20 protein-coding genes are annotated in these 19,536 nt (G+C 64.3%); 9 read left to right on the top strand and 11 right to left on the bottom strand.

What is annotated here, in order from left to right; translation table 11 throughout:
- Nucleotides 1-18: 18 nt before the first annotated feature.
- Genes def through B058_RS0106160 form a run of 4 tightly spaced genes read right to left on the bottom strand, consistent with a single transcriptional unit; the run spans nt 19 to nt 2,583 of the window.
- The gene (gene def, locus B058_RS0106175; protein WP_018507606.1) at nt 19-552 is read right to left on the bottom strand and encodes a peptide deformylase; all 534 of its coding nucleotides are present in this window, start codon (nt 550-552) and stop codon (nt 19-21) included.
- Nucleotides 531-1,253 (bottom strand): 16S rRNA pseudouridine(516) synthase, encoded by a 723-nt coding sequence (locus B058_RS0106170; RefSeq protein ID WP_018507605.1) that lies wholly within the window; start codon nt 1,251-1,253, stop codon nt 531-533. The genes def and B058_RS0106170 overlap by 22 nt, the downstream gene beginning before the upstream one ends.
- Before the next feature lie 21 nt (nt 1,254-1,274).
- Complete coding sequence (locus tag B058_RS0106165; RefSeq protein WP_018507604.1) at nt 1,275-2,036, bottom strand: S-methyl-5'-thioinosine phosphorylase; 762 nt, start codon at nt 2,034-2,036, stop codon at nt 1,275-1,277.
- A 1-nt stretch (nt 2,037) separates the two neighbouring features.
- Nucleotides 2,038-2,583 (bottom strand): hypoxanthine-guanine phosphoribosyltransferase, encoded by a 546-nt coding sequence (locus B058_RS0106160; protein WP_018507603.1) that lies wholly within the window; start codon nt 2,581-2,583, stop codon nt 2,038-2,040.
- 88 nt (nt 2,584-2,671) lie between these two features.
- On the opposite strand from B058_RS0106160, the gene ampD reads away from it, so the two are divergent.
- The 9 genes from ampD to B058_RS0106115 are packed head-to-tail and all read left to right on the top strand — an operon-like array spanning nt 2,672 to nt 12,877.
- Nucleotides 2,672-3,232 (top strand): 1,6-anhydro-N-acetylmuramyl-L-alanine amidase AmpD, encoded by a 561-nt coding sequence (gene ampD, locus B058_RS0106155; protein WP_018507602.1) that lies wholly within the window; start codon nt 2,672-2,674, stop codon nt 3,230-3,232.
- Nucleotides 3,216-4,796: a phospholipase D family protein gene (locus B058_RS0106150; RefSeq protein WP_018507601.1), complete on the top strand. Its 1,581-nt coding sequence runs from the start codon at nt 3,216-3,218 to the stop codon at nt 4,794-4,796. The genes ampD and B058_RS0106150 overlap by 17 nt, the downstream gene beginning before the upstream one ends.
- Before the next feature lie 41 nt (nt 4,797-4,837).
- A complete protein-coding gene (gene purT / locus B058_RS0106145) occupies nt 4,838-6,034 on the top strand; it encodes a formate-dependent phosphoribosylglycinamide formyltransferase (RefSeq protein WP_018507600.1) in 1,197 nt (398 codons plus the stop codon).
- A 3-nt stretch (nt 6,035-6,037) separates the two neighbouring features.
- Nucleotides 6,038-6,418: a group II truncated hemoglobin gene (locus B058_RS0106140; RefSeq protein WP_018507599.1), complete on the top strand. Its 381-nt coding sequence runs from the start codon at nt 6,038-6,040 to the stop codon at nt 6,416-6,418.
- A 2-nt stretch (nt 6,419-6,420) separates the two neighbouring features.
- Entirely contained in the window at nt 6,421-7,677 is a 1,257-nt protein-coding gene (locus tag B058_RS0106135; protein ID WP_026240696.1) for a hypothetical protein, read from the top strand.
- A gap of 54 nt (nt 7,678-7,731) precedes the next feature.
- Nucleotides 7,732-9,564, top strand: coding sequence for a translational GTPase TypA (gene typA / locus B058_RS0106130; RefSeq protein ID WP_018507597.1), 1,833 nt, complete (start codon nt 7,732-7,734; stop codon nt 9,562-9,564).
- Between the two features lie 56 nt (nt 9,565-9,620).
- Entirely contained in the window at nt 9,621-10,913 is a 1,293-nt protein-coding gene (locus B058_RS0106125; RefSeq protein WP_018507596.1) for a DNA recombination protein RmuC, read from the top strand.
- Nucleotides 10,914-10,923: 10 nt separating this feature from the next.
- On the top strand, nt 10,924-11,721 hold the full coding sequence (locus B058_RS0106120) for a M90 family metallopeptidase (RefSeq protein WP_018507595.1): 798 nt from the start codon (nt 10,924-10,926) through the stop codon (nt 11,719-11,721).
- Nucleotides 11,708-12,877, top strand: coding sequence for a pyridoxal phosphate-dependent aminotransferase (locus tag B058_RS0106115; protein ID WP_026240694.1), 1,170 nt, complete (start codon nt 11,708-11,710; stop codon nt 12,875-12,877). The genes B058_RS0106120 and B058_RS0106115 overlap by 14 nt, the downstream gene beginning before the upstream one ends.
- Before the next feature lie 523 nt (nt 12,878-13,400).
- Here B058_RS0106115 and B058_RS0106110 read toward each other — a convergent pair.
- The 7 genes from B058_RS0106110 to B058_RS0106080 all read right to left on the bottom strand — a co-directional run bounded on the left by B058_RS0106110 (nt 13,401) and on the right by B058_RS0106080 (nt 19,531).
- Entirely contained in the window at nt 13,401-14,435 is a 1,035-nt protein-coding gene (locus B058_RS0106110) for a tetratricopeptide repeat protein (RefSeq protein WP_018507593.1), read from the bottom strand.
- Between the two features lie 30 nt (nt 14,436-14,465).
- Complete coding sequence (locus tag B058_RS16540) at nt 14,466-15,524, bottom strand: ExeA family protein (RefSeq protein WP_245539268.1); 1,059 nt, start codon at nt 15,522-15,524, stop codon at nt 14,466-14,468.
- A 7-nt stretch (nt 15,525-15,531) separates the two neighbouring features.
- A complete protein-coding gene (locus B058_RS17815; RefSeq protein ID WP_018507592.1) occupies nt 15,532-15,975 on the bottom strand; it encodes a cyclic di-GMP-binding domain-containing protein, MshE-related in 444 nt (147 codons plus the stop codon).
- A 114-nt stretch (nt 15,976-16,089) separates the two neighbouring features.
- Entirely contained in the window at nt 16,090-16,374 is a 285-nt protein-coding gene (locus B058_RS0106095; protein ID WP_018507591.1) for a hypothetical protein, read from the bottom strand.
- 11 nt (nt 16,375-16,385) lie between these two features.
- On the bottom strand, nt 16,386-17,228 hold the full coding sequence (gene hslO, locus B058_RS0106090) for an Hsp33 family molecular chaperone HslO (RefSeq protein ID WP_018507590.1): 843 nt from the start codon (nt 17,226-17,228) through the stop codon (nt 16,386-16,388).
- Complete coding sequence (locus B058_RS0106085) at nt 17,225-18,481, bottom strand: vWA domain-containing protein (protein ID WP_018507589.1); 1,257 nt, start codon at nt 18,479-18,481, stop codon at nt 17,225-17,227. The genes hslO and B058_RS0106085 overlap by 4 nt, the downstream gene beginning before the upstream one ends.
- 6 nt (nt 18,482-18,487) lie before the next feature.
- Nucleotides 18,488-19,531 carry an AAA family ATPase gene (locus tag B058_RS0106080; RefSeq protein ID WP_026240693.1) on the bottom strand — a complete coding sequence of 348 codons (1,044 nt, stop codon included), beginning with the start codon at nt 19,529-19,531 and terminating at the stop codon, nt 18,488-18,490.
- Nucleotides 19,532-19,536 lie beyond the last annotated feature (5 nt).

Here is a 19,536-nt window from a genome sequence, read left to right as displayed (position 1 = left end):
GAAAGCGTCGAAAACCCGTCAATCGTCCTGCAGGGTTTGTCCCGGGAACAAGGTCTCGGTGAAGCCGAAAGCGCGCAGGTCACGGATACGCATCGGATACAGAATGCCGTGTAGATGGTCGACCTCGTGCTGCACCACACGGGCATGGAAATCGTTCACGCTGCGATCGATCGGCTGCCCGGTGGCATCGAAGCCCTGGTAACGCAGGGATACGTGGCGCGGCACGAGCCCGCGCATGCCCGGCACCGACAGGCAGCCTTCCCAGCCCTCTTTCATGACATCGGACAGGGGTGTCAGCACAGGGTTGATCAGCACCGTGAAAGGAACGTTCTCGGCTTCCGGATAACGCGGATTGGCGGCAACTTCGAATATCACCACCTGCAGGCCGATGCCGATCTGTGGCGCCGCCAGCCCGGCCCCGTTCAGCGAGCGCATGGTGTCCTGCATATCGACAATCAATTGCGTCAGTTCGGGCGAGGAAAAATCCTCCACAGGACGCGCCTGCGCAAGCAGGCGCGGATCACCCATTTTCAGGACCTCGCGGATGGCCATGGCTGCTCCAGCTGTTGCAGGTCTGCGGGCGCCAACCAGCGCCAGCCGCCGGGCGGCAGGTCTGCGGGCAGGGCGTGGCTGCCGATGGCTTCGCGATGCAGCGTCTCGACCCGATTCCCTGTCGCCGCGATCATGCGTTTGACCTGATGGTATTTGCCTTCGGCGAGTGTCAGGCGCAACGTGCACGCATCGAGTCTGTCGCAGGCCAGCGCGGCGATCGGCACCGGTTCGTCGTTCAATGCCACGCCTTGACGCAAGGCATCCAGCATGGCGTCGGTCACGGATTCAGCACAGGTGGCGCGATAGACTTTGGCAATGCCCTTTCTGGGCGAAATCATGCGGTGGATGAACTGGCCGTCATCGGAAAACAGCAGCAGGCCGGTGGTGTCCTGATCGAGCCGTCCCACGCACTGTACCCCGCGCTGCAGCAACGGCGCCGGCAACAGGGAAAACACGCTGGGGTGATGGCTGGGATGATGCGAGCACTCGTAGCCGGCCGGTTTGTGCATCAGCACATAGGCTTGCTCGCGAAACATCCAGGTCACGCCGTCGAGGGTCAGTTCCAGCCCTGCGGGATCGACCTCGGTCTCCGGATCGTCGCAGACCGCACCGTTGACCCCGACCGCGCCCGCACGCACTTGGGCCACACAGCTCTTGCGTGAACCGAATCCCTGCGACTGCAGGGCGCGATAGAGTTTCATACGGTTCGCTTCATTCCAAGCTCAGTACGTGCACAAGCCGGCCGCGTCGTCGGTCACGAGTTGTTCCAGCAGATGCCGCACCTGCAGCATCACTTCGCCCAGCACGGCCTGGATTTCACCCATCTGGATGCCTTCGGACGATAGTCCTCGGCCGGCCGCATGATTGACCACTGCGCCCACCGTCGCGTAGCAGAGCGCCAATTCGCGCGCCAGATAGGCTTCCGGCATGCCGGTCATGCCCACCATGTCGGCGCCATCGCGCTCCATACGGTTGATTTCGGCCGCCGTTTCCAGGCGCGGCCCCTGCACTGCGCCGTAGACGCCGCCGTCGCGCAGGCTGATGCCGGCGCGGACGGCGGCTTGCAGCAGCGCCACGCGCATGGCACCGCAATAGGGCGTCGTGAAATCGAGATGGGTCACCGGTTTGTCGCTGCCGACAAAATACGTGGCGGCACGGCTGTGCGTGTAGTCGATGATCTGATCGGGGATGACCAGCGTACCGGGGATCAGCTCGGGGTGTATGCCGCCGATCGTGGCCACCGACACCACACGGTCGACGCCATGTTCCTTCAGCGCCCACAGGTTGGCGCGATAATTCACATCGTGCGGCGGAATGGTATGCCCATAGCCATGACGCGCCAGGAAGATTACCTCCTGCCCGCAAATGCGGCCGAAGGTGAGTGCGCCCGAGGGTTCGCCGTAGGGCGTACGCGCCACCTGACGATGGGTGATTTCCAGATTGGCCAGTTGCGTAAGACCGGTACCGCCGATGATGCCCAGCATGTTATTTGTCCTTTAAAGCATAAATGGCTGGAAGATTGCGCCACAATCCATACGCATCCATGCCGCAGCCGAACACGTAGCGATTGGGCACGTCCAGCCCCACAAAATCGGCCCGGATCGGTTTGTCTAATCCGTTGTCCTTGTTGGTCAGCACCGCCGACCAGACGTGCGCCGCGCCCATGCCCACGAGTTTGTCGCGGATCGCGGCCAGGGTTTCGCCTTCGTCCAGGATATCGTCCAGCACCAGCACGTTGCGGCCGACCACATTCTGCCCCGGCAATACCCGCCACTCCACCTCGCCTCCCTCGGTCTTGCCGCGATAGCGGGTGACATGCAGGTAATCGAACTCCAGCGGAAAGCGCAGCCGCGGCAGCAACTGGCCGGCGAATACCACTGCTCCACCCATGACGGCCAGCACCAGCGGAAACGTGTCCCGCAGTCCCAACGCGATCTCGCCTGCCAGGCGGTCGAGCACGGCCTGCACTTCGCCCTCCGATGCGATGCACTCGGCGTGGTCCAGCAGTTGTTGCGCGTCCAAGCTTGTCATGTCGCACCCGGAATTCCTGGAAAGTCGGCAGTCTAAGGGGTGTCAGCCGATGTTTCCAGAGTTTGCGCGGGTCGAGTAAGCTTGCGCCATGTCGATTTCAGCCTCTGATCCCAGCGACCTCGATGCCTCCGGCTGGCTGTCCGGCGCGCGCCACCTGCTTTCGCCGAATTGCGATGCGCGGCCGGAAGGTGCGGCGATCGAGCTCATCGTCATCCACAATATTTCGCTGCCGCCGGGCGTATTCGACGGCGAAGCGGTGATCGACCTCTTCACCAACCGGCTCGACTGGGACGCGCATCCGTATTACCAGGGTATTCGCGGTCTCGAAGTGTCCGCGCACTTCTTCATCCGCCGCGACGGCAGCCTGATCCAGTTCGTGCCGTGCGCGCTGCGCGCCTGGCACGCGGGCGCATCGAACTGGCAGGGACGCGAGCGCTGCAACGATTTTTCCATCGGCATCGAACTGGAAGGCAGCGACGATCTGCCTTTCACCGATGCCCAGTATGCGACCCTGATCCCGCTGCTGGCCATGCTCAAAACGGCCTACCCGATCCAGGCCGTGGTGGGCCACAGCGACATCGCGCCGGGCCGCAAGACCGATCCCGGCCCCCATTTCGCCTGGCATCGGCTGGATGCGCATACGGTCTGATCCGCTCGTCTGCATCGGCCTGCTTGCGTTGCTGCTTGCCGGCTGTGCGCCCACACTCAATCTCGACGCCCGACGCCTGCCCTCGCAGGCACTGTCCAGCCAGGCCGACAGCCCTCTGAAAACCCAGCTGGCGGCCTGGATTCCGCCTGGCGAATCGGGTTTTCATCTGCTGCAGAGCGGCCAGGCGGCATTGGCGGCCCGCCTGGCACTGGCACAGCGCGCCACCCGCACGCTGGATGTGCAGTACTACCTGTTCCACAACGACACCACCGGCAAAATGGTCGCCGCTTCGCTGCTGGCCGCAGCCGACCGCGGCGTGCGCGTGCGCGTGCTGATCGACGATATCGACACCGCCGACAAGGAACTGGGGCTCGCCACGCTGAATTCCCATCCCAATATCCAGGTGCGGCTGTTCAACCCCTTCCACACCCGCAGCACCAGCCTGTTGGTCAAGGGCTGGCAGGCATTGCGCGAAAGCGTCCGCCTCAACCGCCGCATGCACAACAAGGTCTTCATCGCCGACAGCCAGGTCGGCATCACCGGCGGGCGCAACATCGGAGACGAATATTTCGGTGCCGACCGTGACCTCGCCTTCATCGACCTCGACGTCGTCGCTGCCGGCGCCATCGTCAACGCGCTGGCGCAGTCGTTCGACACCTACTGGAACAGCGAGGCCGCCGTACCCGCCTCCGCCCTGCCGATCACGCCTAGCGACAAGCGGCTGCAGCGCACCGCCCGGCGTTTATATGAATTCCGTGCCCGGCAGTTCGACAGTGCGTATGGCCACGCCTTGACCGTGGCCGATCCCATTCCCCGGCTGTTGAAAGGCGACACGCCCTGGCGCATTGCACCTGCGGATTTCATCGTGGACCCGCCGGAAAAAGTGCTCAAGCACAGCAAATCGCCTTCCAATCTGTTGGTCGGACAGCTCGCCGGGCTCTGGGTCAACCCCACCCGGCATGCCCTCATCGTATCGCCCTATTTCGTGCCCGGCGCCGCGGGCATGGCCTATTTCGAATACTGGCGCAGCCAGGGCGTACAGGTCGACGTCCTGACCAACGCCTACGCCGCCAGCGACGTACCGATTGTGCACGCCGGCTATGCCAACTACCGCATTCCGTTGCTGGAGGCCGGCGTCAATCTCTACGAACTGAAACCGGTGGCCGAACCCATCGGCGGCCGCCTGCGCGACCTGCGCAGCGGCTCGTCGCGCGCCAGCCTGCACGCCAAGACGTTCGTATTCGACGACGAACACGTGTTCATCGGCAGCTTCAACTTCGATCCGCGTTCGACCCTGCTCAACACCGAAATGGGCCTGGTGATCCATTCGCCCGAACTCGCCCGCGAGGTCACCGACATGGCCGAAGATGCGATGCGGCCTGAACGCAGCTTCCAGCCACGACTCGTCGTCGAAACCGTCAACGGAAAGATCGACAGACACCTGCAATGGACCGACGTGCACCAGGGCAGGCCACGCACGTTCGACCGCGAACCCGACACCACCCCGATCCAACGCGGCCTGCTGCGCGTATTGCAGGCGCTGCCGATCGAGGAATACCTGTAAGCCACGGTAAAATCGGTTTTTCTGGTTTTGCTGGATTTACTATGCGACTCGGCACCCCGCTTTCCCCTTCCGCCACCCGTGTCATGCTCCTGGGCGCAGGCGAGCTCGGCAAGGAAGTCATCATCGCCCTGCAGCGCCTGGGCGTCGAAGTCATCGCCGTCGACCGCTACGTCAATGCGCCCGGCCATCAGGTCGCGCATCGGGCCTATGTGACCGACATGAGCGACCGCTCGGCGCTGCGCGCGCTGATCGAGGCCGAGAAACCGCAGCTGGTCGTGCCCGAAATCGAGGCCATTGCCACCGAGACCCTGTTGGAGATCGAGGCCGAAGGCTTGGCCGAGATCATTCCCACCGCACGTGCCGCCAATCTCACCATGAACCGCGAGGGCATCCGCCGGCTCGCCGCCGAGACCCTGAACCTGCCAACCTCGCCCTATGTCTTCGCCGACAGCCTCGCAGCGATGTCGGCCGCCGCGGAAAAGCTGGGCTACCCGGTAATCGTCAAGCCGGTGATGTCGTCGTCCGGCAAGGGCCAGTCGCGGGTGGACGACGCCAGCCAGTTGCAGGCCGCATGGGACGATGCCGCCAGCGGCGGCCGGGTGGACAAAGGCCGCGTCATCGTCGAGGGCGTGATCGATTTCGATTATGAAATCACGCTGCTGACCGTGCGCGCACGCGGGCCTTCGGGCGAGATCGAGACCCATTTCTGCGCACCCATCGGCCATGTGCAGGTAAAAGGCGACTATGTCGAATCATGGCAGCCGCAGGCGATGTCTGCCGCTGCGCTGCAACGCGCCCAGGAGATCGCCGCCGCCGTCACCGGCAACCTCGGCGGGCGCGGGCTTTTCGGCGTGGAACTGTTCGTCAAGGGCGACATGGTATGGTTCTCCGAAGTCAGCCCGCGCCCGCACGACACCGGCATGGTGACGATGGCTACGCAGCGGCAGAACGAATTCGAACTGCACGCGCGTGCCATCCTCGGCCTGCCGGTCGACGTCAGCCTGCGCGAGCCCGGGGCCTCGGCGGTGATTTACGGCGGCATGGACGCGACGGGCATTGTGTTCGATGGCGTCGCCGATGCGCTCGCCATGCCCGGTGTCGATATTCGGCTGTTCGGCAAGCCGCAGGCCTTCGTCCGCCGCCGCATGGGCGTGGCGCTTGCCACGGCCAAGACCACCGATAGTGCCCGCGACCGCGCCAAGGCCGCCGCCGCCGCAGTCAAACCCGCGAAAGGCTGAACGATGCAAACGCATTACGAACGCCTTGGCGGCAGCGAGGCCATTCGCCGCCTGGTCGATCGATTTTACGACCTGATGGACGAAGACCCGGATTACTACGGCATCCGCAAGCTGCATCCGGCCGATCTCACCGAATCGCGCAACAAGCTGTTCTGGTTCCTGTCCGGCTGGACCGGCGGTCCGCCGGAATATATCGACCGCTTCGGCCATCCCTTCCTGCGCCGCCGCCATATGCCCTTTGCCATCTGCGAGGCCGAACGCGACCAGTGGATGGGCTGCATGATCCGTGCCATGCAGGACGTGGGCGTGGATGCCGCCATGCAGCAGGAACTGACGGCCGCATTCTTCAAGACCGCCGACTTCATGCGCAACCAGCCTGGATGAACATGAAGCGGCTGACCGGCTGGGGAGGGCTGTTCGTTGTGCTGGCCGCACTTACCCTGCTGCCGTGGCTGGCGCTGGATGACGCACCCGCCATCGAGCCGCCGGCGCAATTCCGCCGCACCGACCTCGCCTGGATCAAATCGCTGTTCGAGAAACACGACCCGCGCGGCCAGACGCCCGACGTCGTCCAGAGCATCCAGCTCGACGAGGCCGAACTCGACCGGTTGCTCAACTACGCCGTCGAACTGCGCCGCGTCAGCGGCATTGCCGCCGAACTCACCCCGGGGCTGGCCACGCTTACTGCCACGCTCACCGTCCCGCCCAACCCGTTTGGGCGCTATCTCAACATCACCGCCGAAGTGGCGGATGTGCCCGGCGGCATCCGTATCCGGAGCCTGCAACTCGGCAGCCTGCCGCTGCCGGGCGCACTGGCCGACTGGACCGCGCGTCTGGCGCATCGCTGGCTGCGGCGCGACAAAACCTATGCCACGCTGGCCGATGCGTTCACCCGGGTGAGCTTCGACGAGAACCAGGCCACCCTGGATTACCGCTGGCGTCCCGAACTGCTGACCCGGATCGAGCGCAAAAGCGCCGAACTGCTGATCGCGCCGGAAGACCAGGCCCGCATGCTGGCCTATGCCGCCAGGCTGGACGCCTTGCTGAAGCCCCACCCGCGCGGCAGTACGGTGCCGCTGGTGAGCATCATGGGCCCGCTATTTACGTACGCCCTGCAAACTGGCAACGACGCACGCGAGGAAAACCGCGCCGCCCTCACTGCTCTGGCGGCATACTTGGGGGGGATCAGCCTGCCCAAGCTGCTGGAGGGCGACAGCCATTCGATCCGCCGGGCGCCGCGCGTACTGCTGTCGATCCACGGGCGGCGCGACTTTGCTGAGCATTTCGTGATTTCCGCCGCGCTGTCGGCCAACGGCGGCAGCCGTCTGGCCAATGCCATCGGCCTGATGAAGGAAGAAGAAGACGCCGACCGGGGCTCGGGCTTCAGTTTTACCGATCTGGCCAACGATCGTGCTGGCGTGAGGCTCGGCACCCACGCGACCGGCGATGCTGCGGCCCGGGTGCGGCAACTGCTGGCTGTCTCCCACAGTGACACCGACTTGCTGCCTGATTTTCGCGACCTGCCGGAATTCATGTCGCAGACCGAATTCGACCGCCGGTTCGGGCCTATCGGCAGCGCACGCTACGAGCAGATGATCGACCGCATCGATGCCCGCCTGGCCGCGCATCCGCTTGCCCAATAAATAGTCAAAAAACCCTGTTATAATGCCGGGTTTCCCGCAATCCGGCACCCCATCATGTCCCGCAAGCTCCGCAACATCGCCATCATCGCGCACGTCGACCATGGCAAGACCACGCTGGTCGACCAGCTCCTCAAGCAGTCCGGCACCTTCCGCGACAACCAGGCGGTTGACGAGCGCGTGATGGACTCCAACGACCTGGAAAAGGAACGCGGCATCACCATTCTGGCGAAGAACACCGCGATCACCTACGGCGACTACCACATCAACATCGTCGACACCCCCGGCCACGCGGACTTCGGCGGCGAGGTCGAGCGCGTGCTCGGCATGGTCGACGGCGTGGTGCTGCTGGTCGACGCCGTCGAAGGCCCGATGCCGCAGACGCGCTTCGTCACCAAGAAGGCGCTGGCCCTCGGCTTGCGCCCCATCGTCGTGATCAACAAGGTGGATCGCCCCGGCGCGCGTCCGAACTGGGTGGTGGACCAGACCTTCGACCTGTTCGACAAGCTCCACGCAACGGACGAACAACTCGACTTCCCGATCATCTACGCTTCCGGTCTCAACGGCTGGGCCTGCATGGACCTGAAAGATGCGCCGTCGAACGGCGGGAGCGCGGCCGACATGAAGCCGCTGTTCGACACTGTGCTCGCCCACGTGCCCACGCCGCCCGGTTCGGCCGACGCGCCGCTGCAACTGCAGATCGCCGCGCTGGACTATTCGACCTACACCGGCCGCCTCGGCGTCGGCCGCGTGCTGAACGGACGCATCAAGCCTGGCATGTCGGTCGTGGTGATGAATCACGAGGAACAGGTCGCCACCGGCCGCATCAACCAGGTGCTCGGCTTCCAGGGACTGGATCGCATCCCGGTGAGCGAAGCCGAAGCCGGCGACATCATCATCATCTCGGGCCTCGACGACATCGGCATCGGCGTCACCATCTGTGACAAGGACAATCCGGTCGGCCTGCCGGTCCTGCCGGTGGACGAACCGACGCTGAACATGGACTTCATGGTGAACACCTCGCCGCTCGCCGGCACCGAAGGCAAGTTCGTCACCAGCCGCCAGATCCGCGACCGCCTGGCCAAGGAACTGCTGGTCAACGTCGCGCTGCGGGTCGACGAAACCGGCGACGCCGACGTGTTCCGCGTCTCCGGCCGTGGCGAACTGCACCTCACCATCCTGCTGGAAAACATGCGCCGCGAAGGCTTCGAGCTGGCCGTCGGCAAGCCGCGCGTGGTGTACAAGGAAATCAACGGCGAGAAATGCGAGCCGTACGAAAACCTCAGCATCGACCTGGAAGATGACACGCAGGGCGCGGTGATGGAAGAAATCGGCCGCCGCCGTGGCGAACTCACCAACATGGAGTCCGACGGCAACGGCCGCACCCGCCTCGAATACCACATCCCCGCGCGCGGCCTGATCGGCTTCCAGTCAGACTTCATGACCATGACGCGCGGCACCGGCCTGATGAGCCACGTGTTCGACGACTACGGCCCGGTGAAAGCCGACCTGCCCGGCCGCCACAACGGCGTGCTGGTGTCGCAGGACAACGGCGAGGCCGTCGCCTACGCACTGTGGAAACTGGAAGACCGCGGCCGCATGTTCGTCTCGCCCGGCGACAAGCTGTACGAAGGCATGATCATCGGCATCCACAGCCGCGACAACGATCTGGTGGTCAACCCGATCAAGGGCAAGCAGCTGACCAACGTGCGCGCCTCCGGCACAGACGAAGCCGTGCGCCTGACCACGCCGATCAAGCTGACGCTGGAGTCCGCGGTGGAATTCATCGACGACGACGAACTGGTGGAAATCACACCGAAGTCGATCCGCATCCGCAAGCGCCACCTGCAGGAACACGAGCGCAAGCGCGCCAACCGCGCGGCGGCGTAATCCGAAACCCGGCTTCGCGCCGGGTTTTTTTATGACGGCACGGGTAAAATCCGCGCATGCAACCTGTCGAAATCGGCCTCCTCGCCGGCCTTGCCGCCCTCGTCCTCATGATCGCCATCCTGCTGCTTCGCCTGGGCGCGCTGCGGCGGGAGCAACTCGGATTGCCCGCGCTATTGGCTCAGGACATGGAAGCCCGCCACCGCGCGGTGCTGACCGACCTGCATACCGGCTTGTCACAGCAATCCGACCGCATGCAGACCCAGCTCGCCGCCTTGCAGGTCGCGCAAAGCGAACGGCTGGCGGAAACACGCGAAACCGTCACCGGCCAGTTCACCCTGTTCCAGACCGCGATGCTGGAAAAGCTGATCGAGCAGGGACGCGCCGAGCAGAGTCTGTTGCAGGACACGCTCAAAGGCATGACCGCGCACTTCAACGAGCGCGTGCAGCAACTGTCGCAGACGGTCGACGGCCGGCTGAACGAAATCTCCGGCAAGGTCGCCGAGCGGCTCGACGAAGGCTTCAAGAAAACCAACGAAACCTTCACCTCGGTGATGTCGCGGCTGGCGGTGATCGACGAAGCGCAGAAGAAGATCGAAGGACTGGCGTCCAATGTCGTCAGCTTGCAGGAAATATTGGGCGACAAGCGTTCGCGCGGCGCCTTCGGCGAAGTGCAGCTGGAAGCGCTGGTGCGCAACAGCCTGCCGCCCGACGCCTACGCATTCCAGCACACCTTGAAGAGCGGTGCGCGCGCCGACTGCGTACTGATCCTTCCCGAACCGACCGGCTCCGTCTGCGTCGATTCCAAGTTCCCGCTGGAAAACTACAGCCGCATGTTCGACGACAGCCTGCCGCCGGCCGAGCGCGACGCCTCACGGCGACAGTTCAAGGCCGACGTCAAAAAGCACGTCGACGACATCGCCGCCAAGTACATCGTCGAGGGCGAAACCTCCGATGGGGCCGTGATGTTCCTGCCGGCCGAAGCGGTGTTCGCCGAGATCCACGCCTACCACCCCGACCTCGTCGAGCACGCGCAGAAGAAGCGGGTGTGGCTGACCTCGCCGACCACGCTGATGGCCGTGCTCAATACCGCGCGTGCGGTGATCCGCGATTCGGAAACCCGGCGCATGGCCCACGTCATCAAGGACGAGCTGGGCAAGCTGGCGAAGGATTTCGCCCGCTTCGACGAGCGCATGAAAAAACTCGCCACCCACATCGAGCAGGCCAACAAGGATGTGAGCGAGGTGCGCATTTCCAGCGACAAGATCAGTCGCCGCTTCCAGCAGATCGAACGGGTCGAGCTCGAGCACCCGGACGCCGCCAGCGCGCGCCTGCTCGACGACGACGAGTGAGGACAAGTGGATGAGCTGGTTTGGCCGCTGGCGCCGGGCCCGCATCCTCGCGCGGCACGCCATCCCGGTCGATGCCTTCGAGGCCGCGCTCGCCAATCTGCCGATCCTGCACCGACTGGATGCCTCGGAGCGGACACGCCTGCGGGAGTCCGCCAGCTTGTTCATCCACGACAAGACCTTTTCCGCAGCGGGCGACTCAGGGATCGATGATTCCATCCGGCTTGCCATCGCGTTGCAGGCCTGCTTGTTGACGCTCAACCTCGGCGAGGACAGCTACCGCAGCTGGAGCGAGATCATTCTCTATCCCGATGAATTTCTGCGTTCTCGTGAGGAAATGGACGAGGCCGGGGTGGTGCACCACTCGCGCGATATCCTGTCCGGCGAATCCTGGCTGGGCGGCCCTCTGGTGCTGTCGCGCGCCGACGTCGAAGCCAGCGGCCAGGCCGACGGTTTCAATGTCGTTCTGCACGAATTCGCGCACAAGCTGGACATGCTGAACGGCAACGCCAACGGGTTCCCGCCGCTGCATCGCGGCATGGATGCCGCTGCCTGGGCACAGGATTTCAGTACGGCCTACGAGGATCTGTGCAGACGCGTCGATTCAGGCGAGGACACGGCCATCGACCCCTACGCCACGGCCGATCCTGCCGAGTTCTTTGCGGTACTAACTGAAGTATTCTTCGAGACGCCGCACCTGCTCGATGCGGAATATCCGGCAGTTTACCAACAGCTGCAGCAGTTCTTTCGCCAGCATCCACTGGCAGCCATGCCCTCCGGGCAACGACTGGAATTCCATGAGCACGACTAAGCCCAATATCGCGGCACGCATGGATGGCATCGCGCCCTTCCACGTCATGGCCATCCTGGCGCAGGCCCAGGCACTCGAAGCCGCCGGGCGCGACATCATCCACCTCGAAATCGGCGAGCCCGACTTCGCCACCCCCGAGCCCATCGTCGAAGCCGGCATCGCCGCGCTGCGCGCCGGCCACACGCATTACACCGGCGCCCTGGGTTTAACGGCGCTGCGCGAAGCCATCGCGGGGTTTTATGCCACGCGCTGGCAGGCCACGGTCGATCCGGCGCGAATCGTGGTGACCCCCGGCGCCTCCGGTGCCCTGCTGCTGGCGCTGGGCCTCCTGGCCGGGCCAGGCGACGAGGTACTGATGGCCGATCCGGGCTATCCGTGCAATCGCCATTTCGCCGGGTTCTGCGATGCGCGCGCCGTCAGCATCCCAGTCGATTCCGACAGCGGCTTCCAGCTCACCCTCGAAGCCATCGAGCGCAACGCCACCCCGGCCACCCGTGCCGTATTGATTGCCAGCCCGTCCAATCCTACCGGCACCGGCATTTCAGCCGACGAGCTTGCACGCATCCACGACTGGTGCCACGCGCAGGGCGTGGCCTTGATTGTCGACGAGATCTATCTGGCGCTGACCTACGACGGCGATGAGCACACGGCCGCGCGCTGGGACGACGTGTTCGTCGTCAACAGTTTTTCCAAGTATTTCCTGATGACCGGCTGGCGGCTCGGCTGGCTGGCCGCACCTGCCTGGGCCATGCCGGCGCTGGAACGTCTGGCGCAGAACCTGTTCCTGGCGGCGTCCACCCCGGCCCAGCATGCCGCGCTGGCGGCCTTCTCGCCCGCGACGCTGGATCAACTCGAAACCCGCAAGGCCGAACTCCGGGCCCGCCGCGATTTTCTGCTGCCCGCCTTGCGCGAACGAGGCTTCGCCATTCCGGTGACCCCACAGGGCGCGTTTTACCTGTATGCCGACTGCAGCCGTTTCACCCAGGACAGCCACGCCTTCGCCGGCCAGTTGCTCGATCAGGCGGGCGTTGCGGTGACGCCAGGGATCGATTTTGGCCATTTTCACGCCGCGCGCCATGTCCGCTTTGCGTATACCCAGCCCCTGCCCCGGCTGGCTGAAGCCCTGACCCGGCTCGATCGTTTCTTGCAGGCATAAAAAAACCGGCCCAAAGGCCGGTTTTACGTTCCTGAACCTGGAATTACTTGGCAGCAGGAGCAGCAGCGTCAGCAGGAGCGGCCGGAGCAGCAGCGTCAGCAGGAGCGGCCGGAGCAGCAGCATCAGCAGGAGCGGCCGGAGCAGCAGCTTCCGGAGCGGGAGCGGGCGCAGCAGCTTCCGGAGCAGGAGCAGCAGCAGCGGGCGCTTCAGCGGGAGCAGCAGCTTCTTCTTTTTTGCCGCAAGCGGTCATGGAAACAGCCAGCAGAGCAGCCAGGAGAACGGAATATTTCATTTGATTTCCCTTTATTACGAATATAAAAACCCACACCAGAGATCGGTCCGGGACTTGAGATCCAGCCGACGCGCGGAATTCTAACAAATCGGCAAAAGAAAACCACAATCTATTAATTTTCTTCCATTGCGAAAAATTTGCGTTGTGTAATTACCACAGCTCCTGGGCCATGCCCTGGTTACGTTCGCGCAACTCATGGGATTTCAACATATTCGCTGTGCCCGCCGATTGCTAGTCGGCGAGTTTGGCGCGGACAAATTCCTCGAGCGTATCCGGCAGATTGCCTGCCATGCGCGCGCGCCGGTAGGCGGAATGCGCTTTGTCGTTTTTTCCCTGGGCGGCCAGGGCGAGTCCCAAGCCCACCCACCAGATTCCCGAGCCCGGTTGCATCTCAAGCGCCAGCTCGTATTGCCGCACGGCATCGGGATATTGCTTGAGCTGCACCTGCAGCGCCGCCAGCGTCGCATGGTAATCGGCATCGACACCGCGCCCACCCATCCCGCTCTGCAAGCTTGCAACCGCGCCTTCCGTATCCCCGCGTGCCGCCTGCAGGCGGGCAAGGCTGAGTGCAAACCACGCATGTTCCGGGCTCGCTGCGCGCCCGATGCGCAAGATCTTTTCGGCCTCCTGATTGCGGCCGGCATCGCTCAACAACGCCGCCAGCGCTTCGCGCGCAGCAACATGCTCAGGAGACAATACAAGCGCCTCTTCCAGCAGCGCCCGGGCCCGATCCGCCTGCCCTGTCCGGATGAGCGTCAATGCCTTGCGATAGCGTTCGTCGGCCGCTTCCCGGGGTGTGGGTTGATTGACTTCCTTGCGAATGGCCGGCTGCTGCGCCACAGCGTGACCTGACATGCTCACCGTCGCGATCGCCGCGGCGGGTTCGGGCAGCTTGGGGGGATTGGCCGGCGCCAACCGTTTCTTTTCTTTTTCCGCATCCGCCGATCCGGCCTGATATGCAACGACAACGGGAGAGGTGGGTGCCTTGACTGGAGTTTGCGCGAAGGACACCGCCGGCGACATCGGCGCAGACACGGCCACAGACCGGATCGCGACACGTCGCTCGCCCGCCGCATGCGGCTGCAGGGGACGTACGGCAGCCAGCCATATCCCCAGTCCGGCAAGCGGCAATAGCAGGGCGACGGCGCCCCATAGCGGCATCCTGCGCCGCTTCGCCACGACGAGTGGGGATGGCGGTGTCCGGTGGGAAGCGTGATCGGTCTGGCGCGCGTCCAGCGCACGCAACGTCTGGTTGATGATACTCATACGTTCAATCGAAATCCGGCATGGAACGGTCTACGCAATCAGGTACAACCAGCCTGCGGTTGCGGCGCCCGCCCCCAGCGTCGCCAGAACGAGCAGCACCCATCGTGCAGTGCGATTGATTGACTTGGCCGCCAGGGTGTCGCGTGCGGCCTCTCGCATCTCGCGCCCGCCGACACGATGCAGGCCTTTTCCATACGCCAGCATGAGCGCCTTGTGGGCAATGACATTGACCACGCGCGGAACGCCAGCGCTGGCCTCGTACAAAAACCCGACGGCACGCGGGCTGAACGGCAAGGCGGCGGATTCGAAACCCGCGCGCGCCAGGCGATGGGACAGATAGGCAACAAGTTCCTCGCGCTGCAGAGGGCGCAGGCGATCATGGAAACTGATCCGGGTCTTGAGTTGCGGAATGGCCTGCAGCCGCTCATCCAGTTCCGGCTGGCCGAACAGCACGATTGTCAGCAATTTTCGCTTCTCGGTTTCCAGGTTGGACAGCAGCCGGACCGTTTCCAGGCTCTCCAGCGAGATCGCCTGGGCCTCGTCGAGGATCAGTACCACGCGCGTGCCACGCCTGGCCAGCGCGATCAGCCGCGTCTGGATCGCCTTGTGGACGCGGTAATAGCTTTCCTTTCCCGTCAGCTTGAGGCCCAGTTCCTCGGCGACGGCAAACAGGATGCCGAGCGGATCGAGCGCGGGGTTGGGAAGATAGAGCGCACGGCAGCGCCTAGGCAGTTCGGCCAGCAGGGTCCGGCACAGCAGGGTTTTTCCGGTCCCGACCGCGCCGACGATCTTGATGAAGCCCTCGCCGCTTTCCAGTGCATAGAGGAGCGTGTCCAGCGCTTCCTGATGCGGTGGCGAGGCAAAAAAGAAATCGGTATCGGGGTCAGTCCAAAAGGCGCTTCGGCAAGTCCGAAATGGGCAAGATAGGAGAGGGAATGGCGGCCGTTGGTCGAAGGCATCGGCTTTCCGCCACCGTAAAACTCGCCGGCTGCACCCAGCGAATTTTCGGAGTTGGAGAAAGCCACTGCCGTCATGGTGTCGCCGGTTGTCGCTCGAGTTTGTCGAGGCGTGCCTGGGTCGCTTCCGCATCCGCCTGTCAATCTTCCTGGCGATCGATGACGGTCGGCTTGATGAGGATCACCAGTTCGCTCTTCTTCGAACTCTGGTTGGTATTGCCAAAGAAGTACCCCAACAGCGGCACCTGGCCCGGCCCGGGCACACGGTTGGCGCTACCGTCGAAGGATTGCTTCATCATTCCGCCGATGGCGACGATGCGGCCATCCTCCACCTGCACGACGCTGTCCGTCTCCGAGACCGCACTGGACGCAAACGCCAGCGCCTGGGCAATGTCGTTTTCGCCTGCCAGCCCGCTTTCGACGATGATGCGGCCCAGGCGGCGCCCGCTTTTCTTCTGCGCCGCCAGTGCGATGTCCAGGTCGGCGCTGGAGATGACCTTCTGCTCGACGAGCAGGTCGCCCAGGCGGATTTTCTGGCGTCCAGCCTGGGGGGAAGCGGGTTGGGGGGCTGACTCGGTCTGCATTTTTCTCGGATGGGTGCGCAAGTATGAGCACATATCGGCCCGGACAGGCTTCGCCTTAAGCCATAGGTCGTCCGCCGCCCCGCCCAAGACCGGGCGCCAGGCGAAGCCGCACGTTCACTTGGCCTTCTGTTCGATGAACTCGCCCGCCTGATTGCCGGGGCGCAGCTTGCCCTGATAGATGAAGCCCGTGCCATAACGGCGGTGGCCATCCGGCGCAGTAATGAGTTCGTTCTCGCTCCAGATCCATACATGGCCGTCGCGGGTATCGAGAATGAGCGCCCGCCCGCCACCCTTGCCGCCCTCGGCCCCGGCCAGCGGCAAAGCCTGGTAGCGTCCGTCCTCCGCCTGTGCCCCGTTCGCGAAAATCAGCAGCCCTGCCAGTATCCATTCTGTCCGCATCGCTCATCCTTTCATTCAAACAAGGCCGTCACCGCGGCCGCATCCAGCACGTACTCGTGGTTGCAGATGTCGTCGTGCACCCGTATTTCACCCTGCTCGGCAAGAATGGCTTCGCATTCTGCACGCCCGACGCTGCGCAACATGGAATAGATCTTGTCCGGATCATACGGGCAGTGATAACTGACCGGGCGCGGGTCGTACACGCGCACATCCTCTTCCGGAAACAGGCGTTCGATCAGCTTGATCGCGCCGAGGTCGAGCAATTCGTCGGCACGCACCGTGCCGGCCAGGATCTGCACCCGATTCCAGCCATCGGCATCGCGCGCGGCCGCGCCCGGCAACGCCTGCAAAAACAGGCCCGCCGCCACCTCGTGATTGGCCGCCAGCCACAACCGGGTCGGCGCCTGCTCGGACTGCGCGAGGTAATGCTCGAATACGGCGGCGAGCGTCTCGCCCTGCAGCGGTACATGGCTCTGGTAGGGCTGGCGCATGTCGGCCGTGTCGAGTATCAGCGTCAGCGAACCGTCGCCCAGCAGGGCCGGCAGGCTGCCTGAAGAGAGCTCCGACGGTGCATGCGCCATGCCGCGCAGGCGTAACTGCTCGTCGCAGTCAATCACCAGCAGCGATACGTCGCCGTCGCCGCGCAGCTGGAAGGTCAGTCGCCCCGCTTGCTTGAGGTTGGCAGTGATCAGCGTGGTCACCGCCGCCAGCTGGCCGAGCAGTTCGAGGACCGGCTCAGGGTAATTGCGGCCCGCCGTCATCTCGCGCCAGGCGCCGCCCAGTTGCACCCACGCGCCCCGGATGTCGAGTTGCTCGAAGAGGAAGCTGCGGACGCGGTCGGGCGGCGCGCTCAATTCAGCTGCACCCGTTCGCCCCAGGGCACCACGCCCTTGCCCTTGACCAGCCAGATCACCGGGTAATTCGGCGGAACTTTGGGGAAATCGCCTTCGGCATCGGTGAAATATACCAGCATGTTGGGGCTGCGATTCTCGTGTTCGACCCAGGCGAACACCGGACGGAAGTCGGTACCGCCCCCCCCTTCGAGGTCGGTCGGCAGTTGCATGGCGTCCCAAGGCTCGAATTCCCACGGCGCCTGTTCCGCCACATGGTTGTCGCATGCCAGCAGGGTGACGCGCGCGCGCACCTGGCCTTTCAGAGCGTCGAGCTCGGTGACGAACTCGCGCAATTCCTCGTCGCTGATCGAGCCGCTGGTGTCGATCGCCGCCACCACGTCGATGCCTTCGCTCGACAGGCGTGGCAGCAGCGCGTCGCCCTCGCGCCGGGACGGCCGGCGCCACGAATAGTCGTCGCGCTGGTTGACCGCGAAGAAACGCGCCAGCAGCGCGCGCCATGGCAGGCTGGGAGCGAGCAGATCGTCGACCCAGCGCATCATCGACTGCGACAGCTTGCCTGCCTGGCGAGCGGCCTGGGCGGCGGCGGCCAGGCGATTCTTCCACTGCTCGGCGAGTTCCTCGCGTTCGCTGGGCGACAACTCATTGGGCTTCTGTGAGGCCTGGCTGCCGCTGCCCTCTTTTTCCTCAGCCTGGCTCTGGCCTTCCTTGCCCTGCCCCCCCGATTCGCCGGCGTCCGGGTTGTCCTGGCGCTGGTTCTCGTCGGGGCTGGCGCCGGAGTCGTTGTCGTTGTCGAACATGTGCTGGTCGAAGGACTCTTCCGGCGTGTCCTCGGGGATCAGCGGATAGATTTCCTCCGCCGACAGCGTCATGTAGTTCTGGTCGGCGAGGATGCCATGCAGCGGCGGCTTCAGGCCTTCCTCGATCAGGATGAGATTGACCGCGTGGTCGCAGGCCACGTCCCAGCGCCGCTTGACGCGATGGTTGCGGCGGTGGGTATGGCCCATCGCACAGTGCATCGCCTCGTGCGCCAGCACGAACTGCGTCTGCGCGAGATTGAGGTTGTCGATGAATTTCGGATTGAAATAGAAGGCCTGCGCGTCGGTGCCGGTAGTCGTGCATCCCTCGCCGCCGACTTTCAGCGGTAGATGCATCACCAGCGCGCCGAGAAACGGGCGCTCCATGATGAGCCGCGTGCGCGCCGCGGCGAGTTTGGTGAGGATGGGTTCGAGCGCGGCGTCGTTGGCTTCAGCCATGGGACCTCAATGCTCGTATAAAACCAGATCGGTGATGCTGTTGGCCCATTCAGAAAACGCCGGCACGGCGAACAGCGGACGCCCCACCGCGCGGTGCAGGTCGCTCACCAGCATTACGCCCATTTCACGCTGCGGGAAACGCTGCGCGTACTTGAGGATGTTGCCGTACACTGCCGTGGCATTGCCGCTGTCGGCCGCCTTCAGCGCACGCCGGACCAGTGCGGCCGCGACGCCATACTGCAGGTCGATACCGTCAGGGACGTCCGCCGCCTCGCCGGCGATGATGGCATCGATATCGGGCATCTGCGCCATGTTGTCAACGAAGGTCTTGAGCTCCAGGCCGGCCGACTGGCCGACGCAGGCCATCAGCGCATCGGCCAGCAGATCGGTCTTGTCGAATTTCTGCAGCGCGCGGTGCGCGTATTCCCACGAGCGCGGGCTGGGAAAGGCGATCGGCGTATGCGCCGGGTCGAAGCTGAACAGCAGGTCGGGGCGGAAACGCAGGAAGGCGATCACGCGCGGGTCGATGTCCTCGCTGTGCGCCCAGTCCACCCAGTCGTCCAGGTTCACCTCGACCTCGTAATGGGTGAAGCGGTTGGCCAGCGGCGCCGGCATCGCATAGGTCACACCGCGGTCGCCCTGGCGATTGCCGGCGGCAAAGATCACCCAGCCGTCCGGCACTCTGTATTCGCCCAGGCGACGGTCGAGAATCAACTGGTAGGCTGCGGCCGACACCGACGGCGGCGCCGAGGTGATCTCGTCGAGAAACAGGATGCCCGACGGGCCGTGGCGCTCGGCATCCGGCAGCACCGAAGGGATCGACCATTCGACTAGCTGGCCGCTGCGGAACGGGATGCCGCGCAGGTCGGTCGGCTCCATTTGCGACAGGCGGATGTCGATCAACGGCACGCCATGCTGCTGGGCGATCTTGGCGACGATCTGTGATTTGCCGACGCCCGGCGGGCCCCACAGCATCACTGGCGTGTGATGGCCGTCGGCGGCGCTCTCGAATTCACGGTTGAGAATGGTTTCTATGTGGGAAGGGCGCATGGGCT

The sequence above is a fragment of the Thiobacillus thioparus DSM 505 genome, from assembly GCF_000373385.1.
In the GTDB taxonomy this organism is placed as follows: Bacteria; Pseudomonadota; Gammaproteobacteria; order Burkholderiales; family Thiobacillaceae; genus Thiobacillus; species Thiobacillus thioparus.
The sequence above is the reverse complement of the archived record's forward strand: the minus strand, read 5'-3'. Positions and strand labels throughout refer to the sequence as shown.

What these genes read in the sequence shown, in the direction of transcription:
- def (WP_018507606.1), bottom strand. Translation starts at nt 552, where the DNA reads ATGGCCATCCGCGAGGTCCTGAAAATGGGTGATCCGCGCCTGCTTGCG.
- B058_RS0106170 (WP_018507605.1), bottom strand. Translation starts at nt 1,253, where the DNA reads ATGAAACTCTATCGCGCCCTGCAGTCGCAGGGATTCGGTTCACGCAAG.
- B058_RS0106165 (WP_018507604.1), bottom strand. Translation starts at nt 2,036, where the DNA reads ATGCTGGGCATCATCGGCGGTACCGGTCTTACGCAACTGGCCAATCTG.
- B058_RS0106160 (WP_018507603.1), bottom strand. Translation starts at nt 2,583, where the DNA reads ATGACAAGCTTGGACGCGCAACAACTGCTGGACCACGCCGAGTGCATC.
- ampD (WP_018507602.1), top strand. Translation starts at nt 2,672, where the DNA reads ATGTCGATTTCAGCCTCTGATCCCAGCGACCTCGATGCCTCCGGCTGG.
- B058_RS0106150 (WP_018507601.1), top strand. Translation starts at nt 3,216, where the DNA reads ATGCGCATACGGTCTGATCCGCTCGTCTGCATCGGCCTGCTTGCGTTG.
- purT (WP_018507600.1), top strand. Translation starts at nt 4,838, where the DNA reads ATGCGACTCGGCACCCCGCTTTCCCCTTCCGCCACCCGTGTCATGCTC.
- B058_RS0106140 (WP_018507599.1), top strand. Translation starts at nt 6,038, where the DNA reads ATGCAAACGCATTACGAACGCCTTGGCGGCAGCGAGGCCATTCGCCGC.
- B058_RS0106135 (WP_026240696.1), top strand. Translation starts at nt 6,421, where the DNA reads ATGAAGCGGCTGACCGGCTGGGGAGGGCTGTTCGTTGTGCTGGCCGCA.
- typA (WP_018507597.1), top strand. Translation starts at nt 7,732, where the DNA reads ATGTCCCGCAAGCTCCGCAACATCGCCATCATCGCGCACGTCGACCAT.
- B058_RS0106125 (WP_018507596.1), top strand. Translation starts at nt 9,621, where the DNA reads ATGCAACCTGTCGAAATCGGCCTCCTCGCCGGCCTTGCCGCCCTCGTC.
- B058_RS0106120 (WP_018507595.1), top strand. Translation starts at nt 10,924, where the DNA reads ATGAGCTGGTTTGGCCGCTGGCGCCGGGCCCGCATCCTCGCGCGGCAC.
- B058_RS0106115 (WP_026240694.1), top strand. Translation starts at nt 11,708, where the DNA reads ATGAGCACGACTAAGCCCAATATCGCGGCACGCATGGATGGCATCGCG.
- B058_RS0106110 (WP_018507593.1), bottom strand. Translation starts at nt 14,435, where the DNA reads ATGAGTATCATCAACCAGACGTTGCGTGCGCTGGACGCGCGCCAGACC.
- B058_RS16540 (WP_245539268.1), bottom strand. Translation starts at nt 15,524, where the DNA reads ATGCGGAAGCGACCCAGGCACGCCTCGACAAACTCGAGCGACAACCGG.
- B058_RS17815 (WP_018507592.1), bottom strand. Translation starts at nt 15,975, where the DNA reads ATGCAGACCGAGTCAGCCCCCCAACCCGCTTCCCCCCAGGCTGGACGC.
- B058_RS0106095 (WP_018507591.1), bottom strand. Translation starts at nt 16,374, where the DNA reads ATGCGGACAGAATGGATACTGGCAGGGCTGCTGATTTTCGCGAACGGG.
- B058_RS0106085 (WP_018507589.1), bottom strand. Translation starts at nt 18,481, where the DNA reads ATGGCTGAAGCCAACGACGCCGCGCTCGAACCCATCCTCACCAAACTC.
- B058_RS0106080 (WP_026240693.1), bottom strand. Translation starts at nt 19,531, where the DNA reads ATGCGCCCTTCCCACATAGAAACCATTCTCAACCGTGAATTCGAGAGC.